The sequence below is a fragment of the Paenibacillus segetis genome (genome assembly GCF_014639155.1).
GTDB lineage: Bacteria > Bacillota > Bacilli > Paenibacillales > Paenibacillaceae > Fontibacillus > Fontibacillus segetis.
In genome coordinates, this window is sequence record NZ_BMFT01000002.1 from 548,795 (window position 1) to 568,404 (window position 19,610).

20 protein-coding genes are annotated in these 19,610 nt (G+C 44.9%); all 20 read left to right on the plus strand.

The window, feature by feature from the left end:
• Window positions 1-175 precede the first annotated feature (175 nt).
• The 20 genes from IEW05_RS18650 (at window position 176) to IEW05_RS18745 (ending at window position 19,609) form a co-directional block, all read left to right on the plus strand.
• Window positions 176-1,459, plus strand: a complete 1,284-nt coding sequence (locus IEW05_RS18650) for an ABC transporter substrate-binding protein (RefSeq protein WP_188541346.1) — start codon at window positions 176-178, stop codon at window positions 1,457-1,459.
• Window positions 1,460-1,665: 206 nt separating this feature from the next.
• Window positions 1,666-2,295, plus strand: coding sequence for a uracil phosphoribosyltransferase (upp, locus tag IEW05_RS18655; protein WP_188541347.1), 630 nt, complete (start codon window positions 1,666-1,668; stop codon window positions 2,293-2,295).
• Window positions 2,296-2,313: 18 nt separating this feature from the next.
• Complete coding sequence (gene wecB / locus IEW05_RS18660) at window positions 2,314-3,468, plus strand: non-hydrolyzing UDP-N-acetylglucosamine 2-epimerase (protein ID WP_188541348.1); 1,155 nt, start codon at window positions 2,314-2,316, stop codon at window positions 3,466-3,468.
• A gap of 264 nt (window positions 3,469-3,732) precedes the next feature.
• Entirely contained in the window at window positions 3,733-4,110 is a 378-nt protein-coding gene (locus tag IEW05_RS18665) for an ATP synthase subunit I (protein WP_188541349.1), read from the plus strand.
• A 34-nt stretch (window positions 4,111-4,144) separates the two neighbouring features.
• On the plus strand, window positions 4,145-4,909 hold the full coding sequence (gene atpB, locus IEW05_RS18670; RefSeq protein WP_188541350.1) for a F0F1 ATP synthase subunit A: 765 nt from the start codon (window positions 4,145-4,147) through the stop codon (window positions 4,907-4,909).
• A 95-nt stretch (window positions 4,910-5,004) separates the two neighbouring features.
• Complete coding sequence (gene atpE / locus IEW05_RS18675; protein WP_373285848.1) at window positions 5,005-5,217, plus strand: F0F1 ATP synthase subunit C; 213 nt, start codon at window positions 5,005-5,007, stop codon at window positions 5,215-5,217.
• 101 nt (window positions 5,218-5,318) lie between these two features.
• Window positions 5,319-5,810, plus strand: coding sequence for a F0F1 ATP synthase subunit B (gene atpF / locus IEW05_RS18680; RefSeq protein ID WP_188541352.1), 492 nt, complete (start codon window positions 5,319-5,321; stop codon window positions 5,808-5,810).
• On the plus strand, window positions 5,807-6,355 hold the full coding sequence (locus IEW05_RS18685) for a F0F1 ATP synthase subunit delta (RefSeq protein ID WP_188541353.1): 549 nt from the start codon (window positions 5,807-5,809) through the stop codon (window positions 6,353-6,355). Before atpF ends, IEW05_RS18685 begins: the two co-directional genes overlap by 4 nt.
• Before the next feature lie 15 nt (window positions 6,356-6,370).
• Window positions 6,371-7,888 (plus strand): F0F1 ATP synthase subunit alpha, encoded by a 1,518-nt coding sequence (atpA, locus tag IEW05_RS18690; protein WP_188541354.1) that lies wholly within the window; start codon window positions 6,371-6,373, stop codon window positions 7,886-7,888.
• A gap of 268 nt (window positions 7,889-8,156) precedes the next feature.
• The gene (gene atpG, locus IEW05_RS18695; protein WP_188541355.1) at window positions 8,157-9,017 is read left to right on the plus strand and encodes an ATP synthase F1 subunit gamma; all 861 of its coding nucleotides are present in this window, start codon (window positions 8,157-8,159) and stop codon (window positions 9,015-9,017) included.
• Between the two features lie 30 nt (window positions 9,018-9,047).
• On the plus strand, window positions 9,048-10,448 hold the full coding sequence (gene atpD / locus IEW05_RS18700; protein ID WP_188541356.1) for a F0F1 ATP synthase subunit beta: 1,401 nt from the start codon (window positions 9,048-9,050) through the stop codon (window positions 10,446-10,448).
• A 60-nt stretch (window positions 10,449-10,508) separates the two neighbouring features.
• A complete protein-coding gene (locus tag IEW05_RS18705; protein WP_188541357.1) occupies window positions 10,509-10,922 on the plus strand; it encodes a F0F1 ATP synthase subunit epsilon in 414 nt (137 codons plus the stop codon).
• Between the two features lie 372 nt (window positions 10,923-11,294).
• The gene (locus IEW05_RS18710; RefSeq protein WP_188541358.1) at window positions 11,295-11,546 is read left to right on the plus strand and encodes a DUF1146 family protein; all 252 of its coding nucleotides are present in this window, start codon (window positions 11,295-11,297) and stop codon (window positions 11,544-11,546) included.
• Window positions 11,547-11,829: 283 nt separating this feature from the next.
• Window positions 11,830-13,173 (plus strand): UDP-N-acetylglucosamine 1-carboxyvinyltransferase, encoded by a 1,344-nt coding sequence (murA, locus tag IEW05_RS18715; protein WP_188541359.1) that lies wholly within the window; start codon window positions 11,830-11,832, stop codon window positions 13,171-13,173.
• Window positions 13,174-14,190: 1,017 nt separating this feature from the next.
• On the plus strand, window positions 14,191-15,231 hold the full coding sequence (gene spoIID, locus IEW05_RS18720) for a stage II sporulation protein D (RefSeq protein ID WP_268238758.1): 1,041 nt from the start codon (window positions 14,191-14,193) through the stop codon (window positions 15,229-15,231).
• A 74-nt stretch (window positions 15,232-15,305) separates the two neighbouring features.
• On the plus strand, window positions 15,306-16,055 hold the full coding sequence (locus tag IEW05_RS18725) for a M23 family metallopeptidase (RefSeq protein WP_188541360.1): 750 nt from the start codon (window positions 15,306-15,308) through the stop codon (window positions 16,053-16,055).
• Window positions 16,056-16,276: 221 nt separating this feature from the next.
• Window positions 16,277-16,561: a sporulation transcriptional regulator SpoIIID gene (gene spoIIID / locus IEW05_RS18730; RefSeq protein ID WP_127194012.1), complete on the plus strand. Its 285-nt coding sequence runs from the start codon at window positions 16,277-16,279 to the stop codon at window positions 16,559-16,561.
• Window positions 16,562-16,793: 232 nt separating this feature from the next.
• The gene (locus IEW05_RS18735) at window positions 16,794-17,789 is read left to right on the plus strand and encodes a rod shape-determining protein (RefSeq protein ID WP_188541361.1); all 996 of its coding nucleotides are present in this window, start codon (window positions 16,794-16,796) and stop codon (window positions 17,787-17,789) included.
• An 85-nt stretch (window positions 17,790-17,874) separates the two neighbouring features.
• Window positions 17,875-18,753, plus strand: coding sequence for a flagellar hook-basal body protein (locus IEW05_RS18740; protein ID WP_188541362.1), 879 nt, complete (start codon window positions 17,875-17,877; stop codon window positions 18,751-18,753).
• A gap of 31 nt (window positions 18,754-18,784) precedes the next feature.
• On the plus strand, window positions 18,785-19,609 hold the full coding sequence (locus IEW05_RS18745; protein WP_188541363.1) for a flagellar hook-basal body protein: 825 nt from the start codon (window positions 18,785-18,787) through the stop codon (window positions 19,607-19,609).
• The last annotated feature ends 1 nt before the right edge of the window (window position 19,610 follow it).

The following is a 19,610-nucleotide window of genomic DNA, read 5'->3' on the forward strand; positions in this document are numbered from 1 at the left end:
GGTTGGCCTTTTTAATATTAATCTAGAGAAATTTACCCCAGATAATGTAAATATGTATACTAGGAAATTATAACATTTGAAGGGTATAATTTCCGGTATATACTTACCAGATGGTAACAACATACCTTATTAGGTAAGCGCTTGCATTCGGATAACCTTAGAGGAGGATGTATGGGTGAAAAGAAGATATTCTATTTTGCTAGTAGCAACCATGCTATTGTCTATTCTTTCTACAGCGTGTTCTTCGGGCAAAGAAGCCATCAAGTATGAAGGTAATTCGGATATGAAGGCGACATTGACAATCATGACCATGAATCAAGAGGATGCGGTTAGGAGAGATTACGGGGATAAGTTTAATACCAAATTTCCCAATGTCGACATAAAGATAGTCAATTATTTCGGAAGTAACATGACTAAAGTAATGGAAGCTGAAAAACCTGATGTTCTGATGTTAAACGTTCAGGATTATGAACAGCTCATTCAGGAGAATAAGCTATATGATTTGGACTCTATACTTAAGAATGAAGCTTTTAAACTCGATGGAATCAATCCCAAATTTCTTAAGCTTCTTAGAGGGGTAGGAGGAGGCAAACTCTATGGACTTCCTCCAAGCTTCACGTCGGAAGCAATCTATTACAATAAGGACTTGTTTGATAGATACCAGATTCCTTATCCCCAAGACAAGATGACATGGCAGGAGATCATTGAACTAGCGAAGCGGTTCCCGGTGGAGGATGGGGGGAGTGGGCTTTACATCAGAAATATGGCTGTGTTAGTTGAGAATTTAGCGGCGAGTGGCAATTTAGGTTGGTATAATGTTAGAGACATGAAAATGACGATCAATACGGAATCATACAAGAAGATTTTTGAGACGGTGATCGATGCTTATCAATCAAAAGCAGTAGTGATGCCTGACTTAGAACCGGGGAATTATGATGATCCATTCGTACAAGGCACCAGTGCTATGACAGTAGAACCTTATTATTACATGAATAACAATCTTAATTCGGCAAAGCCTTTTAATTGGGATTTGGCATCGGCGCCGGTGAATGAATCAAGTCGTGATTCGTATCCTTATAATCTTATAGATATTTCATGCATTAATGCTGAATCTACCCAACAGCAGGCTGCTTGGGAATTTATCAAATTAGTTAATGGTGAAGAATTGGCTAAGGTAAGATCAAAAACGAGTGGGATTTCTCCATCTACAAGAACAGAATATATTTATAATCCTGACGGGAGACGGTTAGAGGCTTTCTACACACTAGAGCCTCAAGATAAAAGGATGCCTGCTGATTATTATGCATTACCACCTGATGATTTTTTCTATCTACTAAAACAGGTTATTAACACGGAATTGAATGAAGTAGTGGGTGGTACCAAGACGCTTGAAGAAGCCATGGCTTCGATGCAGATGGGTGGACAGCAACTGCTGGATACGAAGGATGAAACTCCATAAATGAATAAGTAGACTAGCATGACAAATAGCGCTTCTAGATTAGGAGCGCTATTTGTCGTTAAATCTTCGTTATATGGACGGAAAGAGCGGTCATTGGCCAGTTGCAGTTCGTAGCAATCATAAAAATACAGTGATATAATAGATAGGATTTGGGCATCATTAATGAAAAACGAGAAGACTGAGTTTAATTACCGGAGGGACAAACTATGGAAAAATTGGTGATATGCGATCACCCCTTGATTCAACACAAATTGACTTTCATTCGCGATATGCGGACCAACACGAAGGATTTTCGTGAATTGGTGGATGAAGTCGCTACATTGATGGCTTATGAAATTACGAGAGATATTCCTTTAGAGTCGATCACGGTACAGACCCCGGTTGCTGAAGCACAGGCGCGTGTTATATCGGGACGGATGCTCGGACTCATTCCGATTCTTCGTGCAGGACTAGGTATGCTAGATGGAGTCTTGAAGTTGCTTCCAGCAGCTAAAGTTGGTCATGTCGGTCTATTCCGTGATCCGCAGACGCTTCAACCTGTCGAATACTATATTAAATTACCAACTGATGTCCAAGAGCGTGAATTGATCGTTATTGATCCTATGTTAGCAACAGGTGGTTCTGCTATTGCGGCAATTGATGCGCTTAAGAAACGCGGCTGTACACAAATTAAAATGATGAATTTGATCGCTGCACCAGAAGGTGTCAAAGCAGTTCATGCTGTTCATCCTGATGTAGATATTTATGTTGCTGCAATGGACGATCATTTGGACGATCACGGATATATTATCCCTGGACTTGGTGATGCAGGCGACCGTTTATACGGAACAAAATAGTCAAGGAAGGGATATATCATGTCAAAAATTAAAGTAATGACGATTTTCGGAGTTAGACCCGAAGCCATCAAGATGGCTCCTCTCATTCTTGAATTGGAGAAACATCCAGAGCATATTGAATCCATTGTCTGTGTTACGGCTCAGCATCGTGAAATGTTGGATCAGGTACTCGATGTGTTCAAGATAGTTCCAGATTACGATTTAGATGTGATGAAACCTAACCAGAGTTTGAATGAAATTACTATACGCGTTCTCCAGGGCTTGGAGAACGTTCTTCGTGAAGCCAAACCTGATATTGTATTGGTTCATGGCGATACGTTAACTACTTTCCTGGCAAGTTACGCTGCCTTTTTACAAGGAGTAAAAATTGGGCATGTTGAAGCAGGACTTCGGACCTGGAACAAATTGTCCCCATTTCCTGAGGAAATGAATCGGCAGTTGACCGGGGTACTTGCTGACTTGCATTTTGCCCCTACAGAGGTTTCTGCTGGAAATTTAAGGAAAGAAAATAAGCCAGAGTCAAGTATATATATCACAGGCAACACGGTTACGGATGTGTTTCAATATACAGTACAGCCGAATTATAGTGATTCCGTGCTGGATTGGGCCGCCGGAAAGCGGCTTATTCTCATGACGGCTCACCGCCGTGAATCGCAGGGAGAACCGCACTTGAATATATTCCGTGCAGTCAAGCGGATCGCTGATGAATTTGAAGATGTGGCGATCGTTTATCCGGTTCATCCTAGTCCAGCGGTGAGAGAGCCCGCCTATGAAACTTTGGGGAATCATCCCCGTATCAAACTTATCGAGCCTCTTGATGTGGTGGAGTTTCATAATATTTATGCTCACACCCATCTTATACTTACGGACTCTGGCGGTATGCAGGAAGAAGCGCCATCTTTTGGCGTTCCTGTACTTGTGCTTCGTGACACAACAGAGCGTCCTGAAGGTGTAGAGGCAGGTACGTTAGAACTTGTAGGCACGGATGAGGAGATGGTGTATGAGCGGACAAAGGTGTTGCTCAGCGACAAAGAGATTTATAATTCCATGAGCCGGGCCGCAAACCCGTATGGAGATGGAAAAGCATCAGAAAGAATTGTCAACGCTATTTGTCACCATTTCGGAATTATAAACGAACGTCCTGAGAATTTTCACAGAAAGTTCACAAAATGAAATGAACGAGAATTGTGTTTTTTAACCAGATAGCATACAGTTATACTGTACGGTTTTTCAATTTATCTGTGACGTATGTCATAAAGTTATGTTATTTCTGAATTTAACGCTTACATTGACAAAAAGTCGTCATATTCAGTAAAATGAGTTGGGGTTACTTGGTATGAAAAAAGGGTAAAATTGTTGGTTTTTTCATATTTGAACTAATACTTCATTTATCAGCACTTGAACCTAATTTACAGATTCAATGGGGGAGCAGAGTGGATGATTGATATGAACTCCATTGTTAAGGTCGTGAATAGGGTAACATTGCTATTGTTATCCGTCATGTTTCTTGGATGGGCTCTACTCCCGGACTACAAATTGCACATTGCCGGGTTTATTCTGGGACTGTTGATCGGATTGTTTAATTTGGGTTACCTATCCAGGAAAGTTCAAGGCCTTGTTAATTATGTAGTCACTACAGAGAAGAAAAGCCTTAGTCTTGGTTTCTTGACTAGGTTGTGTATGACATTGCTGGTGGTTATGTTTGGTGTGAAGATTGAACATTTTTCGTTGGAAACTATTATTATCGGATTGTTCATTCCGCAACTGCTAACCATTCCGGTCAGTATAGTCATCGGTCTTCGAAGCAAAGAGTAAACATCTCAAACGGGAAAGGGGTGAATACATATACATGCATGACGCACCGATTATTATGCTTGGCGGATTTCATCTGGATATATCTGCCGTCGTAATGCTTTTGGTTAGTATGCTTATCGTATTCGTCATGTGCCGGTTAGCTGTAGCTAACTTGTCGGTTGAGAATCCTTCCAAGATGCAGAACTTTATGGAATGGGTTGTTGAGTTTGTGCAAGGGCTTATCGGCAGCGCGATGGACTTGAAGAAAGGCAGACCATATCTGTCCCTGGGACTAACACTGATTCTGTTTATCTTCGTATCGAACCTTTTGGGATTGCCGTTCGGTATTATTACTGAGGCACATCATGAAGTGTCCGTGTTTGGACACCTGATTGAAGCGACAAAAGGGCTTGCGGATGGAGCACATGCGGAGATTATGTGGTGGAAGTCACCAACAGCCGATATTTCCGTGACTGCGGGACTAGCCATAATTGTTTTTATACTGATGAACTATCTCGGGATGAAAAACAATACAAAGCATTACTTCAAGCATTTTGTTGAACCGTTCCCAATTTTCTTGCCGTTGAACATTATTGAGAACTTGTCGAAGCCGATCGCATTGGCTATCCGGCTTTATGCCAACATCTTTGCGGGTGAGGTTCTCATCGCGGTAATTATGAAACTAGGTTACATTGGAATACCATTTATGGGCGTATGGCAAGGCTTCAGTATATTTGTCGGAGCATTGCAAGCTTATATATTTACAATACTGACGATGGTATATATCGCACAGTATACGATTCATGAAGAAGAGCATTAGCAATCTTTATTAGAAGAGCTGATTAGCCCATCTTATAGAGATTTAGTAAACTATCAATAAATGCAAACAATTAAAGGAGGAAATTAAAAATGGGTTTGGAGTATTTGGCAGCAGCAATTGCAGTTGGTTTGGGTGCGCTTGGCGCAGGTCTTGGTAATGGTCTAATCGTGAGTAGAACGGTAGAATCAATCGCTCGTCAACCAGAAGCACGTAACGCATTGCAAACAACAATGTTTATCGGTGTAGGTATCGTCGAAGTTATTCCGCTTGCCGCAACTGTAATTGCGTTCCTGATTATGTTCTCTTAATATTGTTACGGTTTGGCGGGGAGGGCCGATGCCATCCGCGCCTTCGTTTTGTGAGATTTAACAAGAAATGTCAGTAGTGTTAACGGAAAGGAGTGACATCGGTGAAAATCCTGTGGGAGAATATTCTTATTACGATGATTGCGTTTGGTATTCTTTATTGGCTACTTAACAAGTATGCTTTCGGTAAACTCTTTGCAGTTATGGAGCAACGTCGCGAGTTGGTACTGGGTCAATTAAATGAAGCCAAGCAAACAAGAGAACAGGCGAACGTATACGTTGAAGAGCAGAAGGATGCTCTGAAACAAGCTCGTCAAGAAGCCCTTGGAATTATTGAACAATCCAAACAGAGCAGCAGCAAACAAGCTCGTGATTTGCTTGAACAAGCTAAGGCTGATGCATTGCGTTTGAAAAACGAGGCTGTTCGTGATATCGAAAGTGAGCGTAACAAAGCCGTTGAAACTCTTCGTACTGAGATTGGATCTTACTCTGTAAGTATCGCTTCTAAGCTGATCGAACGCGAAATCGAAAGCAATCCGGCAGAACAAGAGAAGCTTGTGAACAAATATCTCGGTGAAGTAGGTAGCAAATCATGAGCCGCGAAGTTGTCGTAGCGAGAAGATATGCTAAAGCTTTGTATGAGATTGCTGCTCAAGAAGGGCGTACACTTGAGGTTGAACTGGAGATTCGAGCTCTCGTAGAATCGGTGAACGAAGATCATGAGGTTCAGATGTTCATATTGAGTCCCAACATTTCCGAACAAGTGAAATGGGAAGTACTCGGAGGTGTACTGGAAGGCAAGCTTTCAGGTCCTGTAGTTTCTTTAGCTAAAATGCTGGTAGAAAGAGGAAGAACTGATATTTTACCGGAGCTTTTAGCTAGCTATATAAAAATCGCGGGTGACGCATTAGGGCAGGCAGATGCTACGGTCTATTCGACTTATCCTCTCTCTGATGAGGAGAAACGTTCGATCGAAAGCGAGTTCGGCGCACTTGTGAAGAAGAAGATTCGTGTTCTGAATGTAATTGATAGCGAGCTGCTCGGCGGAATGAAAGTCAAAATTGGCGACACGCTGTATGACGGCAGTTTATCCACTAAGTTGGAACGGCTTGAGAAGTCTTTTCGAAGACAAGCACTGTAGATAGGGGTGAAACACTTGAGTATCAGACCTGAAGAGATCAGTACACTGATTAAGAGTCAGATCGAACAATATAAATCAGAAATTGAAGTGTCCGAGGTCGGCACCGTTATTCAAGTTGGTGACGGTATTGCCCGTGTCCACGGACTTGAGAACGCCATGGCCAACGAATTGCTTGAGTTTGAAAATGGCGTATTTGGTCTTGCGCTCAACCTGGAAGAGAGTAATGTCGGGGTTGTAATCTTGGGACCTTACACCGAAATTCGCGAAGGCGATCAAGTAAAACGTACGGGTCAAATCATGCAGGTTCCAGTTGGTGAAGCTATGCTTGGTCGCGTAGTGAATCCACTTGGTCAGCCAGTAGACGGCAAAGGTCCAATTGCTACGACGGAATTCCGTCCAGTAGAGAACAAAGCACCTGGTGTTATCGACCGTAAATCGGTACACGAACCGATGCAAACGGGGATTAAAGCGATTGACTCGATGGTTCCAATCGGTCGTGGTCAACGGGAACTAATTATCGGTGACCGCCAAACAGGTAAAACGGCGATCGCTATCGATACAATTATCAACCAAAAAGGCAATGGCGTGAAATGTATCTACGTTGCTATTGGACAAAAGCAATCCACAGTTGTAAACGTAGTTGAAACACTTCGTCGTCATGGAGCTCTAGATTATACGATTGTCGTAACGGCTGCCGCTTCGGATCCGTCACCGCTTCTATACATCGCTCCTTATGCTGGTGTAAGTATGGCTGAGTACTTCATGTACAAAGGTGAGCACGTACTTATCATCTATGATGACTTGTCTAAACAAGCAGCGGCTTACCGTGAATTGTCCTTGCTGCTTCGTCGTCCACCGGGTCGGGAAGCATTCCCAGGGGATGTCTTCTACTTGCACTCCCGTTTGTTAGAACGTGCCGCAAAATTGAGCGACGAGCTGGGTGGAGGATCCATCACGGCGTTGCCATTTATTGAGACCCAAGCTTCTGACGTTTCGGCGTACATTCCGACAAACGTTATCTCGATTACAGACGGTCAGATTTTCCTTGAGTCCGATTTGTTCTATTCCGGTCAACGTCCGGCGATCAACGTCGGTATTTCCGTATCCCGGGTAGGTGGATCCGCTCAGATTAAAGCGATGAAGAAGGTAGCGGGTACACTTCGTTTGGACTTGGCTCAGTATCGTGAACTTCAAGCGTTCTCCCAATTCGGTTCTGACCTCGACAAATCAACACAAGCGCGTTTGACTCGTGGTTCCCGGATGATGGAAATCCTGAAGCAGGGCGTGAATCAACCTCTTTCGGTTGAGAAACAAGTTCTTAGTCTGTACACAGCAGTAAAAGGATACTTGGACGATATCGCATTGTCTGACGTACATCGCTTCGAAGCTGAATTCTTGTCTTTCATTGATAGTCAGCATGCTGATGTACTGCAATCGATTGTGGATACCAAAGACTTGACTGCTGATAATGAAGCGAAGTTGAAGGACGCGATTGAGAAGTTCAAAAGAGGTTTTGCAACTTCCGCAAAATAATTCCATGAACCGGCTTTGGCGCGGTGCTGAAATGCCGGTTCTTGGTGATGTTTCTAAGTCACAAAGGTCTATTCCTTAAGTTTCTATAAAGTTTATATCCATTTTGGCTCTCGGCCAAACAGGGTTGTTGCTTTCGAAGTTAACTTTGGTCTTTGACCAAAGTTTTAGGATTATGCTTACGATGTTAGTTTTGGCCTCTGCCAAAACTTAAGTAGATGCTTTCGAAGTTAACTTTGGTCTCTGACCAAAGTTTGAAGGTGGTGAAATCATGGCAAAAGGGATTCGTGAAATAAAGCGTCAGATCAAGAGTATTCAGAATACCCGTCAAATTACGAAAGCGATGGAGATGGTAGCGTCAGCTAAACTCAGAAAAGCGCAGGAGAAAGCTCAGGCTTCTCGGCCTTATGTTGAGAAGTTGAGAGAGGTTGTCTCCAGTATCGCAGCTGGTAGTGATGGGGTCTCGCATCCGATGATGGTCTCTCGTCCTGTGAAACGTACCGCTTATATCGTGATCACATCTGACGGAGGGCTTGTTGGTGGTTACAACACTAACGTTCTCCGTAAGGTAATGGATGAGTTGAACAGTCGTCACTCTTCTAAATCGGAGTATGGATTGTTCGTAATTGGACGTAAAGGTCGGGATTATTTCAGCCGCCGGGATCTTCCCATTGTGAGCGAAATTACCGAGTTATCTGATACTCCCAAATTTGCTGACATCAAGTCTCTGGCTTACGCAGCTGTTCAAGGCTTCGAAGAAGAGAAGTATGACGAAGTTTATATTTGCTATAGCAAATTCATTAACGCGATTTCGCAGGTTCCAACCGTTGAACGTTTGCTACCATTCGATCGTGTTGATCAACACGGTGTGACGGCGACTTATGAATATGAGCCGTCGCCTGAAGGGGTACTGGAAGTTCTTTTGCCGAAATATGCGGAAACTCTCATATTTGGCGCCCTTTTGGAAGGTAAAGCGAGTGAACTTGGCGCGAAAATGACGGCTATGGGCAGCGCAACGAAGAATGCGACGACAATGATCGGTGAGCTTACTCTGACTTACAACCGTGCACGTCAAGCGGCAATTACCCAGGAAATTACGGAAATTGTCGCTGGAGCGAACGCGCAAAGTTAATAGTAGGGACTTTCTAGGAGGGAAACTAAGATGAACAAAGGACGCGTTGTTAGCGTAATGGGTCCGGTCGTTGACGTTGAGTTTGAACGTGGACAACTGCCGGAAATCTTCAACGCTATTAAAATTTTGAAACAAGACGCGCAGGATGGTGGAGAAGATCTGATTCTGGAAGTTTCCACTCATCTGGGCGACAATCAGGTTCGCTGTATCGCTATGTCCACAACGGACGGCCTTGTACGCGGAACTGAGGTGCTAGATTTAGGAGCACCAATCTCCGTCCCTGTAGGCGAAGCGACACTTGGACGGGTATTTAACGTACTAGGTGAAACGATCGACAATAAAGGTGCTGCGGCTACGGATGTTAGAAATCCAATTCACCGTCAACCACCTTCATTTGAAGAATTGTCTACGCAATCCGAAATTTTGGAGACTGGGATTAAGGTTATCGACTTGCTTGCTCCTTATGCTAAGGGCGGTAAAATCGGCCTCTTCGGTGGTGCCGGCGTAGGTAAAACCGTTGCTATCCAGGAGTTAATCAATAACATCGCTCAAGAGCACGGCGGGATTTCCGTGTTTGCCGGTGTAGGCGAGCGTACTCGTGAGGGTAACGATTTATACCACGAAATGTCGGATTCCGGTGTTATTAACAAAACAGCAATGGTCTTTGGTCAGATGAATGAACCTCCAGGTGCGCGTCTTCGTGTAGCCTTGACAGGTTTGACGATGGCGGAATATTTCCGTGATCAAGAAGGCCGTGACGTGTTGCTATTTATCGATAACATCTTCCGGTTCACACAAGCCGGTTCTGAGGTATCTGCCCTTCTCGGACGGATGCCATCTGCGGTAGGTTACCAACCGACACTTGCAACTGAGATGGGTCAACTTCAAGAACGGATCACTTCAACGAAGAAAGGTTCTGTTACTTCGATTCAAGCGATTTACGTTCCTGCGGATGACTATACTGACCCGGCTCCAGCAACAACGTTTGCTCACCTTGATGCTACGACTAACTTGGAGCGTAAGATTTCCGAAAAAGGGATTTTCCCTGCCGTAGATCCACTGGCTTCCAGCTCTCGGATGTTGGCACCAGAAATCGTAGGCGAAGAGCACTACAATGTTGCTCAGGCTGTAAAACGTCTATTGGCTCGTTATAAAGAGCTTCAAGATATTATTGCTATCCTTGGTATGGATGAATTGTCTGAGGATGATCGATTGCTCGTTGCACGTGCACGGAAGGTTGAACGTTTCTTGTCGCAACCATTCCACGTTGCAGAACAGTTTACAGGTTTGAAAGGAAAATATGTTCCGATCGCTGAAACTGTTCGTAGCTTCAAAGAAATTTTGGATGGTAAGCATGATAATCTTCCAGAAGCAGCATTCCTCTTCGTAGGTACTATTGAAGAAGCTGTGGAAAAAGCAAAAACAATGTAATTCGCACCGTTAAGGCGGATGCTTCAGAAATGAACTGTCCCACGAACAGGAGGGATGAATATGAGCACCTTTTTATTAGAAATTGTTACACCGGAGCACGTGGTGTTCTCACATGAAGTGAACAGCTTGTCTGTTCGCGGAGTAGAAGGAGAGCTTGGGATATTACCAAGTCATATTCCACTTGTGACACCGCTTCAAGTCGCTCCAATCGTGGTTAAGACGGAAGGCAGAAACTTGTCGATTGCGGTACATGGTGGTTTTGTCGAAGTTCAGAGTGATAAAGTAATCGTTCTTGCGGAAAGTGCCGAACTGCCAGAGGCGATTGATGTCGAACGGGCAGTTGCTGCTCGTGAACGTGCTGAACGGCGGCTAGCTGCTCGTAGTAATCAAGATCGGGTCGACCATCGTCGTGCCGAGCTTGCGTTACAAAGAGCTATAACTCGGATTAATGTATCAAGCAAGTCCAAGGAGTAGTCTTAAGAGTTAGCCGGACATCTTGAAAGGTGTCCGGCTTTTTCTATATGAAAAACTTTAATAATCTTGATTTGCCGTTACTAGGAAAATTAAGGTTGAAATATGAAGGAGAAAGCATATTCCGTGTAGAACCTAACGTAAAGAAACAAAGAATAGGCTTATCCTTCCTAAAAAACCTTTTTTATAAAAAAAATTTACGATTTATCGAATTGGAAACACTTTCATGTAAAAGAAAAGCTGGATTATTGTCACTTTGCCAAGTATGATAAATAAGGTCTATATTTTTACAGAGTGCTGACCAATATATTTAGAGAGTGTTAACCGATTTCGGGTTGGCGGCATAGATATAATCGTGACAGGGAGGAAGTACATGTGAATCCAGTCGAGTCAGTATCTGCTCAGGTCGGTGTGAGTGGCCTTACGGCAATTCTCATATCACTGGTGTGCATTGCCTTGTCTTGGTGGGCTATGCAGAATCTCAAGCTGGATTTGTTCATACGTCATCCGAAGGGACCGCAGGGCAAGTTGCTCCAATTGCTGCTCTCTGTAGTACTTGGGCATTTTGTGGCCTCTTTTATCATGGATTACTTGGGATATACACAAATGCTACGTTATTTGTTTTAATTTCCAGGTCTTTGGTTAAAGTGTGTTAGACTATGATATGGCAGCTGAAAATGTCGAATAACATCAAAACAATGTGTCAACAATGAAGAATAGGGATTATGATACGTTATTTAGGATCTACGAATTAGAAGAGGGCAATTTCCTCTGAAATGCGCACTTTTTCGACAATGACAAGACATTGTGCGCCTTTAACCATGGGTGATATGATGAAATTTAGTGAACGAGCGGATATCTTTTCCAAATTAAGGAATCAGATGAAAATGAACGCGCGGAGGGAACCAAGATGAGCAAATTTATCGTCCGCGGTGGCAATGTTTTGGCCGGGAACGTTAAAGTAAGCGGAGCTAAAAATTCAGTGCTACCGATCATCGCAGCGTCTTTGTTAGGTGAGGAAGGGATCAGCATTATTCGTGATGCACCTCCCCTTGATGATGTGATGACCATTAATAAAGTGTTAGAATCGCTTGGAGCGAATGTTACATATGACCGAGAAGTCATTATGGTAAATGCACAGAACATCGCTTCTTGTGAAGCACCGTACGAATGGGTACGGAAAATGCGGGCATCATTTCTTGTCATGGGACCTTTGTTAACTCGCACGGGTTATACTCGGATCTCGTTACCAGGGGGCTGTGCAATTGGAACACGTCCAATTGATCAGCATTTGAAAGGCTTTGAAGCCATGGGTGCAGAGATCAACCTGGGTCAAGGCTTTATTGAGGCGAAAACTGAAGGCCGGTTACGTGGGGCTAAGGTGTATTTGGATGTAGCAAGTGTAGGTGCAACGGAGAATATAATGATGGCTGCGACTTTAGCCGAAGGAACAACTGTGATTGAGAATGCTGCCAAAGAGCCTGAAATTGTTGATTTGGCTAATTATCTGAACGGCATGGGCGCTATTGTGCGCGGAGCAGGTACAGGGGTTATCCGGATTGAAGGCGTTGAGAAGTTGCATGGCGTAGAGCATACGGTTATTCCTGATCGGGTAGAAGCAGGCACATTTATGATAGCAGCTGCTATGACTGGTGGTGACGTGTTTGTAGAAGGGGCTATTGCAGACCATCTGGGACCCGTTATTTCAAAGCTGGAGGAAATGGGCGTAAGTATAGACGCGCAAGAGAATGGTATTCGTGTCCGTGCTGATAAGCCTCTGAAAGCAGTTGATGTGAAGACACTACCGTATCCAGGATTTCCGACTGATATGCAATCTCAAATGATGGCTTTATTGCTGGTATCGGAAGGCACGAGTGTTGTCACTGAGACCGTATTTGAGAACCGATTCATGCATGTTGATCAGTTCCGTCTGATGAACGCTGAGATTAAGGTAGAAGGCCGTGGGGCTATTGTCACCGGAGGTGCGAAGCTAAGTGGAGCTAAGGTGTGCGCTACAGACCTACGGGCTGGTGCGGCGTTGATTATTGCTGGCTTAGTGGCTGATGGTACAACTGAAGTGAGTGGAACTCATCACATTGATCGTGGCTATGTTCATTTGGCTGAGAAGCTATCGGGACTGGGAGCGGACATTTGGCGCATCTCGATGGAAGAACCAGCTGTTGAATCTGGAAAGGTACTGCAACCTCAACAAGAGGAACGTCCTGTACTTAAGATTCAACCAACCTGGGCGTAATCGAACACACATTAAACTGCATACAGAACATTTTGAATTCAGAAATAATTCTTCATTTAATTATCGATTAGACCATACTGCGAAGTATGGTCTTTTTTATTTGTTTTATGAGTATGCTGAGTGATAAAAAATCAGATCAGCTCGAGTTCCTCGGGTTGGTCTTTTTTTTATGAGACTCGAAGTGAGCAGCTAGTTGCATTTAGTGCAGTTAATTTTGGAGATAGGGGCGTTGATTCATAAATAGATGTATAAAGTGCAATTATATTCGAGGTAAATAGAGAGTACTTCGGAATACATACTTTTTAAGTGTAATTTATGTATTTAAAAGAGATCGAAACCGAATGGACATCAGAATTAGTTGTAGTATGTGCAATTAAATATTTGATCAAGTAAGTGAGAGATTAGTTTTCCTATTGATGTGTGGATTGATTGTTTTGAGTTCTATCAAAAGAGAGAATCTCATATCTATAAGTATAGCGAACAAAAGATATAAGGAGCTTAAACGCTAGGGTCACGTGAGTCAGCTAATTGATGAGAGCAAGCTAGCAACAGCAGCATGAATTGGATGGAGGTTAAGGATAAATGGAGCACAAGGGCTCTCCTTTGAAAATAAATCTGGCGGCTCGCAGAAAAGAGGAACAGGTTAGCCCCATAGTATCTGGGGCGGAAGCAAGGGATCATTCGCATTTAAAAGTAGTGAACGAGGAGAAACGGCTCGAAGATACAAGGCTGATGCAAAATAGAAGTAGCGGCGATAGGCGTTCGCCGCATACAGCCTCGCCGCGCACAGCCACGCCGCGTGGCGAAGCGGGCGTGGGCTCGGCGCCTGCGCCTGCGGCCCGGGAGCCCGCCTTGCCGGCCGGGTTATCCGCCCCGGCCCCGGCCCCGGCCTCGGTGCAGCCGCCGCCCCGGCCCGCGCGCCTGGCCCACGCGGCTGCACCCGCGCACGCGCAGCCGCCGCTTCGAAGTTCCTTCCGCCTCAGGCGCGGAAGGAGCTTCGGGAGGCTCGCGGCCGCTCTGGCGGCGCTCGCCGCGCTCGCGGTGCTGCTGCCGGCGCTGCTCGCCAGCCGGAGCACGCCGCGGCCGCCCGCGCCGGTGCAAGCGGGGCCTGTGGCGAAGGCCACCGCTCCCAAGGCCCTGCTGCCCTCCTTCCTCGTGCCTATGGCACCGGAACTCTCGGTACGCGTCCATCTTACACATACGGGCGTCGTCGAGACCCTGCCGCTCGAAGAATACGTGACAGGCGTGCTGGCTGCCGAGATGCCAGCGGAGTTTGAACTAGAAGCACTAAAAGCACAAGCGATCGCAGCACGAACATTTATCATTCGTCGCTTAGCAGCTGGAGATACTAGCGGCGTTCCTGCATTGGATGCGGACGTTACCGATACTGTTGCCCATCAAGCTTATTTGTCTAAGCAAGATCTGGAGCAGTGGGTGTTAAGCGGCAAGTCAGAGCAATTGGCCAAGCTTGAGCGAGCGGTCCAAGAGACAAGCGGCTTGATCATGACCTATCAGGGCCAGCCGATTACGGCTTCCTTTTTCTCCGCCAGTGGAGGATATACAGAGAACTCGGAAGAGTACTGGACCACCCAAATCCCTTACCTCCGCAGTGTGCCAAGCCCATGGGAAGCTACCATAGACCCAGGCTTCAAAGAAACCGTGACACTACCAATAAGTGAGATGTTCGGCAAGTTAGGTTTGCGAGTCCCAGCACGATCGGCATCGACTAGCGTAGAGCAAGAGACTCGTACGATGAACAAGCTATTTAAGATTCTATCAGTTACTACCGGACATAAAGTGAAGGACATCTCTATCGGCGGAAAAGTATTTACAGGTCGAGAAGTGAGAGAAAAGTTGAAACTTCGTTCCAGTCAATTTACGCTAGCGCTAGACGGGGAAAATGTAAATATCACAACTTACGGTTATGGACACGGAGTTGGAATGAGCCAGTGGGGTGCAAATGGCATGGCTAAAGAAGGGTATACTTGCACGCAAATTCTCAAACACTATTATACGGGGATATCTTTTCGGCAAGCCTCTCACATCCTCAAAAGTTAATATTTCAAAAAAATGATATAAACGAAGTATAAAAGAGTCGCACCCGGTAACACTGGTTATTGAGGTGATGCTAAATGAATGAACAAAATCAAAAAAATCAACCCCATGGGGAATCTCCTAAAAAAGGAATGGGAGAGCCGGTAGCTCCGGTATCCGCATGGAAAAGACTGTTGTCAAAGAGATGGGTATACCCGGCAGCATATGTGGCGGCAGCGGCAATTATACTAACCTTAGTGTGGGTCTACCAGGATGCTAGCCAAAAGCCAATGGATTCGACCCCCGCTAGTGTTACAGATTCTTTGAATCTTCCAGGTGACAGCGATACGCTGGGCCAAGCGGAAGACAAAGACGGTAAGTCAGTCGAGACGCTCGCCACTTATGAAGACCTGGCATGGCCAGTAGCTAAGGTAGCTGATGTTACGATTGTCAAACCATTCTATGAGAAGGATGGCTCAGCTGAGGATCATCAAGCTGCGCTAGTTCAGTACAAAGACACCTTCACTCCAAATACCGGGATTGACCTGGCACGTGAAGATGACAAGCCTTTTGGAGTAACTGCTGCATTAGGTGGTAAGGTTACTTCGGTACAAGAACATCCATTGCTCGGTTTTGTCGTAGAAATTACGCATGCGAACAACCTGAAAACCGTGTACGAAAGTTTAGCGGATGTAAAGGTGAAGCTGAACGACGAAGTGAAGCAAGGAGATACCATTGCTACCGCTGGACGTAATGAGCAGGAGAAAGACCTTGGCACTCACGTACACTTTGCTGTGTATGAGAATGGTGAATTGGTCAATCCGGCATCTGTACTTCCGAAGAATTAATCTAGAGTGTGAAGAAGCGAAGAGCCAAAGCTCTCCGCTTCTTTTTTTGTGCCGTCCAAACGTCTCAATTTCTACTCAAATCAGCCCATGAAATCAAGGGAGATCACTTCATTTGTAAAAATAAATGGCCTCGCCTAGGCTTGTCATGCTTGGAAACAAAGAATATATGGGCACGCCCCTCATATAATGTACCAAACTATCTCGAGTAGGGAGGCGGGAGCGTGCACGATTACATCAAGGAACGTACGATAAAAATAGGTCGCTGTATCGTGGAGACTCGGCACACGGTTCGGACCATTGCCAAAGAATTTGGCGTATCGAAAAGCACGGTGCATAAGGATTTGACCGAGCGTTTGCCGGAGATCAATCCGGATTTAGCAGATCAGGTGAAGCACATTCTCGAATATCACAAGTCGATTAGACATCTACGAGGAGGAGAGGCGACAAAGATCAAATACAAGAAAAAAGGGCAAACGAAGAGAGAGGTTATTAGCTCGGTTAATTAATGAGTAGGTAATAAGTTCATGTCGTAACAGGATCGTTATTGAACACTCCCCCCAAAGTATGGTATTTTAAAATATGGTACAAGAATGTGGAAATTTATCCATGGCTCCCGAATTATAAAGGATTTTTGCAGCATTTGTAGAATAACAACCTCTTAATGATGGGAAACTTTTGCCATATAGCCATATAAGGCTTTCTAGTGTTACAAAATACGCTTTGGGGGAGCAACAGACGATGAGCAAGGATATCGGTATTGATTTGGGCACAGCTAATGTGCTTATTCATGTCAAAGGAAAGGGAGTTGTACTCAACGAGCCATCCGTTGTGGCTATTGATAGTGACGCGAAACGCGTTCTAGCTGTCGGTGAAGAAGCCAGACGAATGGTCGGTCGTACACCAGGAAACATTGTCGCGATTCGTCCACTTCGAGACGGGGTTATTGCCGATTTTGAAATTACTGAAATGATGTTGAAATATTTCATCGATCGTGTCGGCGGAAGAAATTGGTACAGTCGTCCTCGTGTTCTCATCTGTGCACCTACAAACATTACCTCTGTCGAACAGAAATCGATCCGCGAAGCGGCGGAACACTGTGGTGCTAAGGAAGTTTATCTAGAAGAGGAACCAAAGGCCGCTGCAATTGGGGCGGGTATGGATATTTATGAGCCGAGTGGCAACATGGTTGTTGATATTGGTGGCGGTACGACGGATGTGGCGGTGCTCTCCATGGGAGACATCGTCACGGCTTCGTCTATTAAAGTCGCCGGTGATACGTTTGATGCTGCCATTATTAAATATATTAAAGGAAAGTACAAGCTGTTAATCGGAGAGCGGACTGCAGAGGATATCAAGATTGCAATTGGTACGGTGCATCCAATGGGTCGTATAGCCGAACTCGATATCCGTGGACGGGATATGGTCTCGGGTCTTCCTCTAACGGTTACGATTACTTCAAGAGAAATTCAAGAAGCTTTGGCAGACTCAGTAACCTCTATCGTAACTGCTGCTAAGTCAGTGCTTGAGCGTACACCACCGGAATTGTCAGCGGACATTATTGATCGAGGTGTAATACTTACTGGCGGTGGTGCTCTACTGAACGGATTGGACGAGCTACTGGCTGAAGAATTACGTGTGCCCGTGCTGATTGCGGAAGATCCAATGCATTGCGTCGTTAAGGGAACAGGTATTATGCTCGACAATTTGGACCGGGTTATTAAGAAAAAATTCTAATTCGCCGATATATAATGTAGGAATGTAAACTGACGTGACGGTGTTCGAATAACGGACAATAGTCATTATGTCTGGAGGGTTTTTCATGTTAAGAGGACTCTATACCGCAGCAGCGGGGATGGTCACGCAGCAGCGGCGTCATGATACGGTGACACAGAATATCGCGAATTTGAATACACCGGGATACAAACAGGTTGATAGTGTGGCCCACTCTTTTCCTGAAATGATGGTTTCACTTGTAGGTGATAAGGAGTCTCCTGCTTCTCGTAAGATCGGGAAACTGACTACAGGGGTATTTGCGGAAGAGAGTTTGTCGTCATACAGACAAGGCGATCTTAGAGAGACGGGCAACAACACGGATTTCTCCCTAATATCCAGCCTGGATCTTGTTGATCCTGATACGGGCAAAGCTATGGCTTTTGATGCTTCAGGTAAATATGTGAATGCAAATGGGGAAGTGACTTACCGTCCGGGGGCTTTCTTCTCTATTATGGATAATAAGGACAACGTTCGTTATACACGTGATGGCAGCTTTACTGTGAATTCAGCAGGTGAGTTGAGAACATCTCAAGGCTATCGTGTGCTAGATTCAGCGGGTAATCCAATTGTATTAAATGGATCGGTTGATACGTTAACAGTGGATAGTAAGGGTAAGCTATTTGAGGATGGACTACCTCTAAATATTGCTATGGGGATCAAAGTTGTAAATCGTCCGCAAGAGCTGGTTCGTGAGGGGAACGGGGTATTCCGTGCCGAGAACGAGAATATTGCCGACATCAGAGATTTGCAAGTTACAGATGCTGCCGAGTTACGTCAAGGGTATCTGGAATCCTCTACTGTAGATCCGACTCAAGCGATGGTAGATATGCTGGCAGCACAACGGGCGTATGAATCCAATCAGAAGATTATTCAATACTACGACAAAACTTTGGATAGAGCGGTTAACGAAGTTGGCAAGGTATAATGCTACTATCGATTAATACAGGAGGTGCCCTATGAATAACTCCATGATTAGCGCCATGGTATCCATGAGTGGAATCCAACAACGGTTGGATATGATTTCGGATAATATGGCAAACCTAGATACAGTTGGATACAAACGTAAGGAAGCATCATTTGAGGATACATTGACTCGCGTCAAAGAACAAAGTTCTGAATTCAAGCTACCAGGGCGTGCAACTCCTTCAGGATTCAACCTGGGATTCGGTGCACAGGCGACAACCGCAACGCTTAACTTCTCTCAAGGATCGATCGTAGATACGGGAAATCTTACAGACCTCGCTATTGAGGGGAATGGGCTCTTTGCAGTACAAGCTGAAGGTGGAGTGCAAGCTTATACAAGAGCAGGTGATTTTCAACTACAACCTAATCCTGAGGATCCAGAAACCGCTTATTTGGTAACCAATCGGGGACACTATTTGTTAAATGTAGAAGGGGATCGCATTGAGGTTCCTTCTGGTTCTAAGTTACAAATAGACCGGGATGGCAACATTACAGCAAAAGTCGGGAATACAGATACTGCGATCGGTACTATTCACTTGGTATCTGTACAACGCCCAGATGCTTTGATACAGAAGGATGATAACTTGTTTGTATTGGCTCCTGGTTCCAATGTAGATGATATACTTACTGATATATGGGGATTGCCAGAGGAGCAACAAGTTGCTCATATTAGACAGGGTGCGCTAGAGAAATCGAATGTTGATCTCACGAAGGAAATGGCGGATATGGTGCAGGTGCAACGAGCTTACCAGCTTGCGGCCCGCGCGCTCACTTCCAGTGATACCATGATGAACTTGGCGAATAACCTGCGCGGATAGG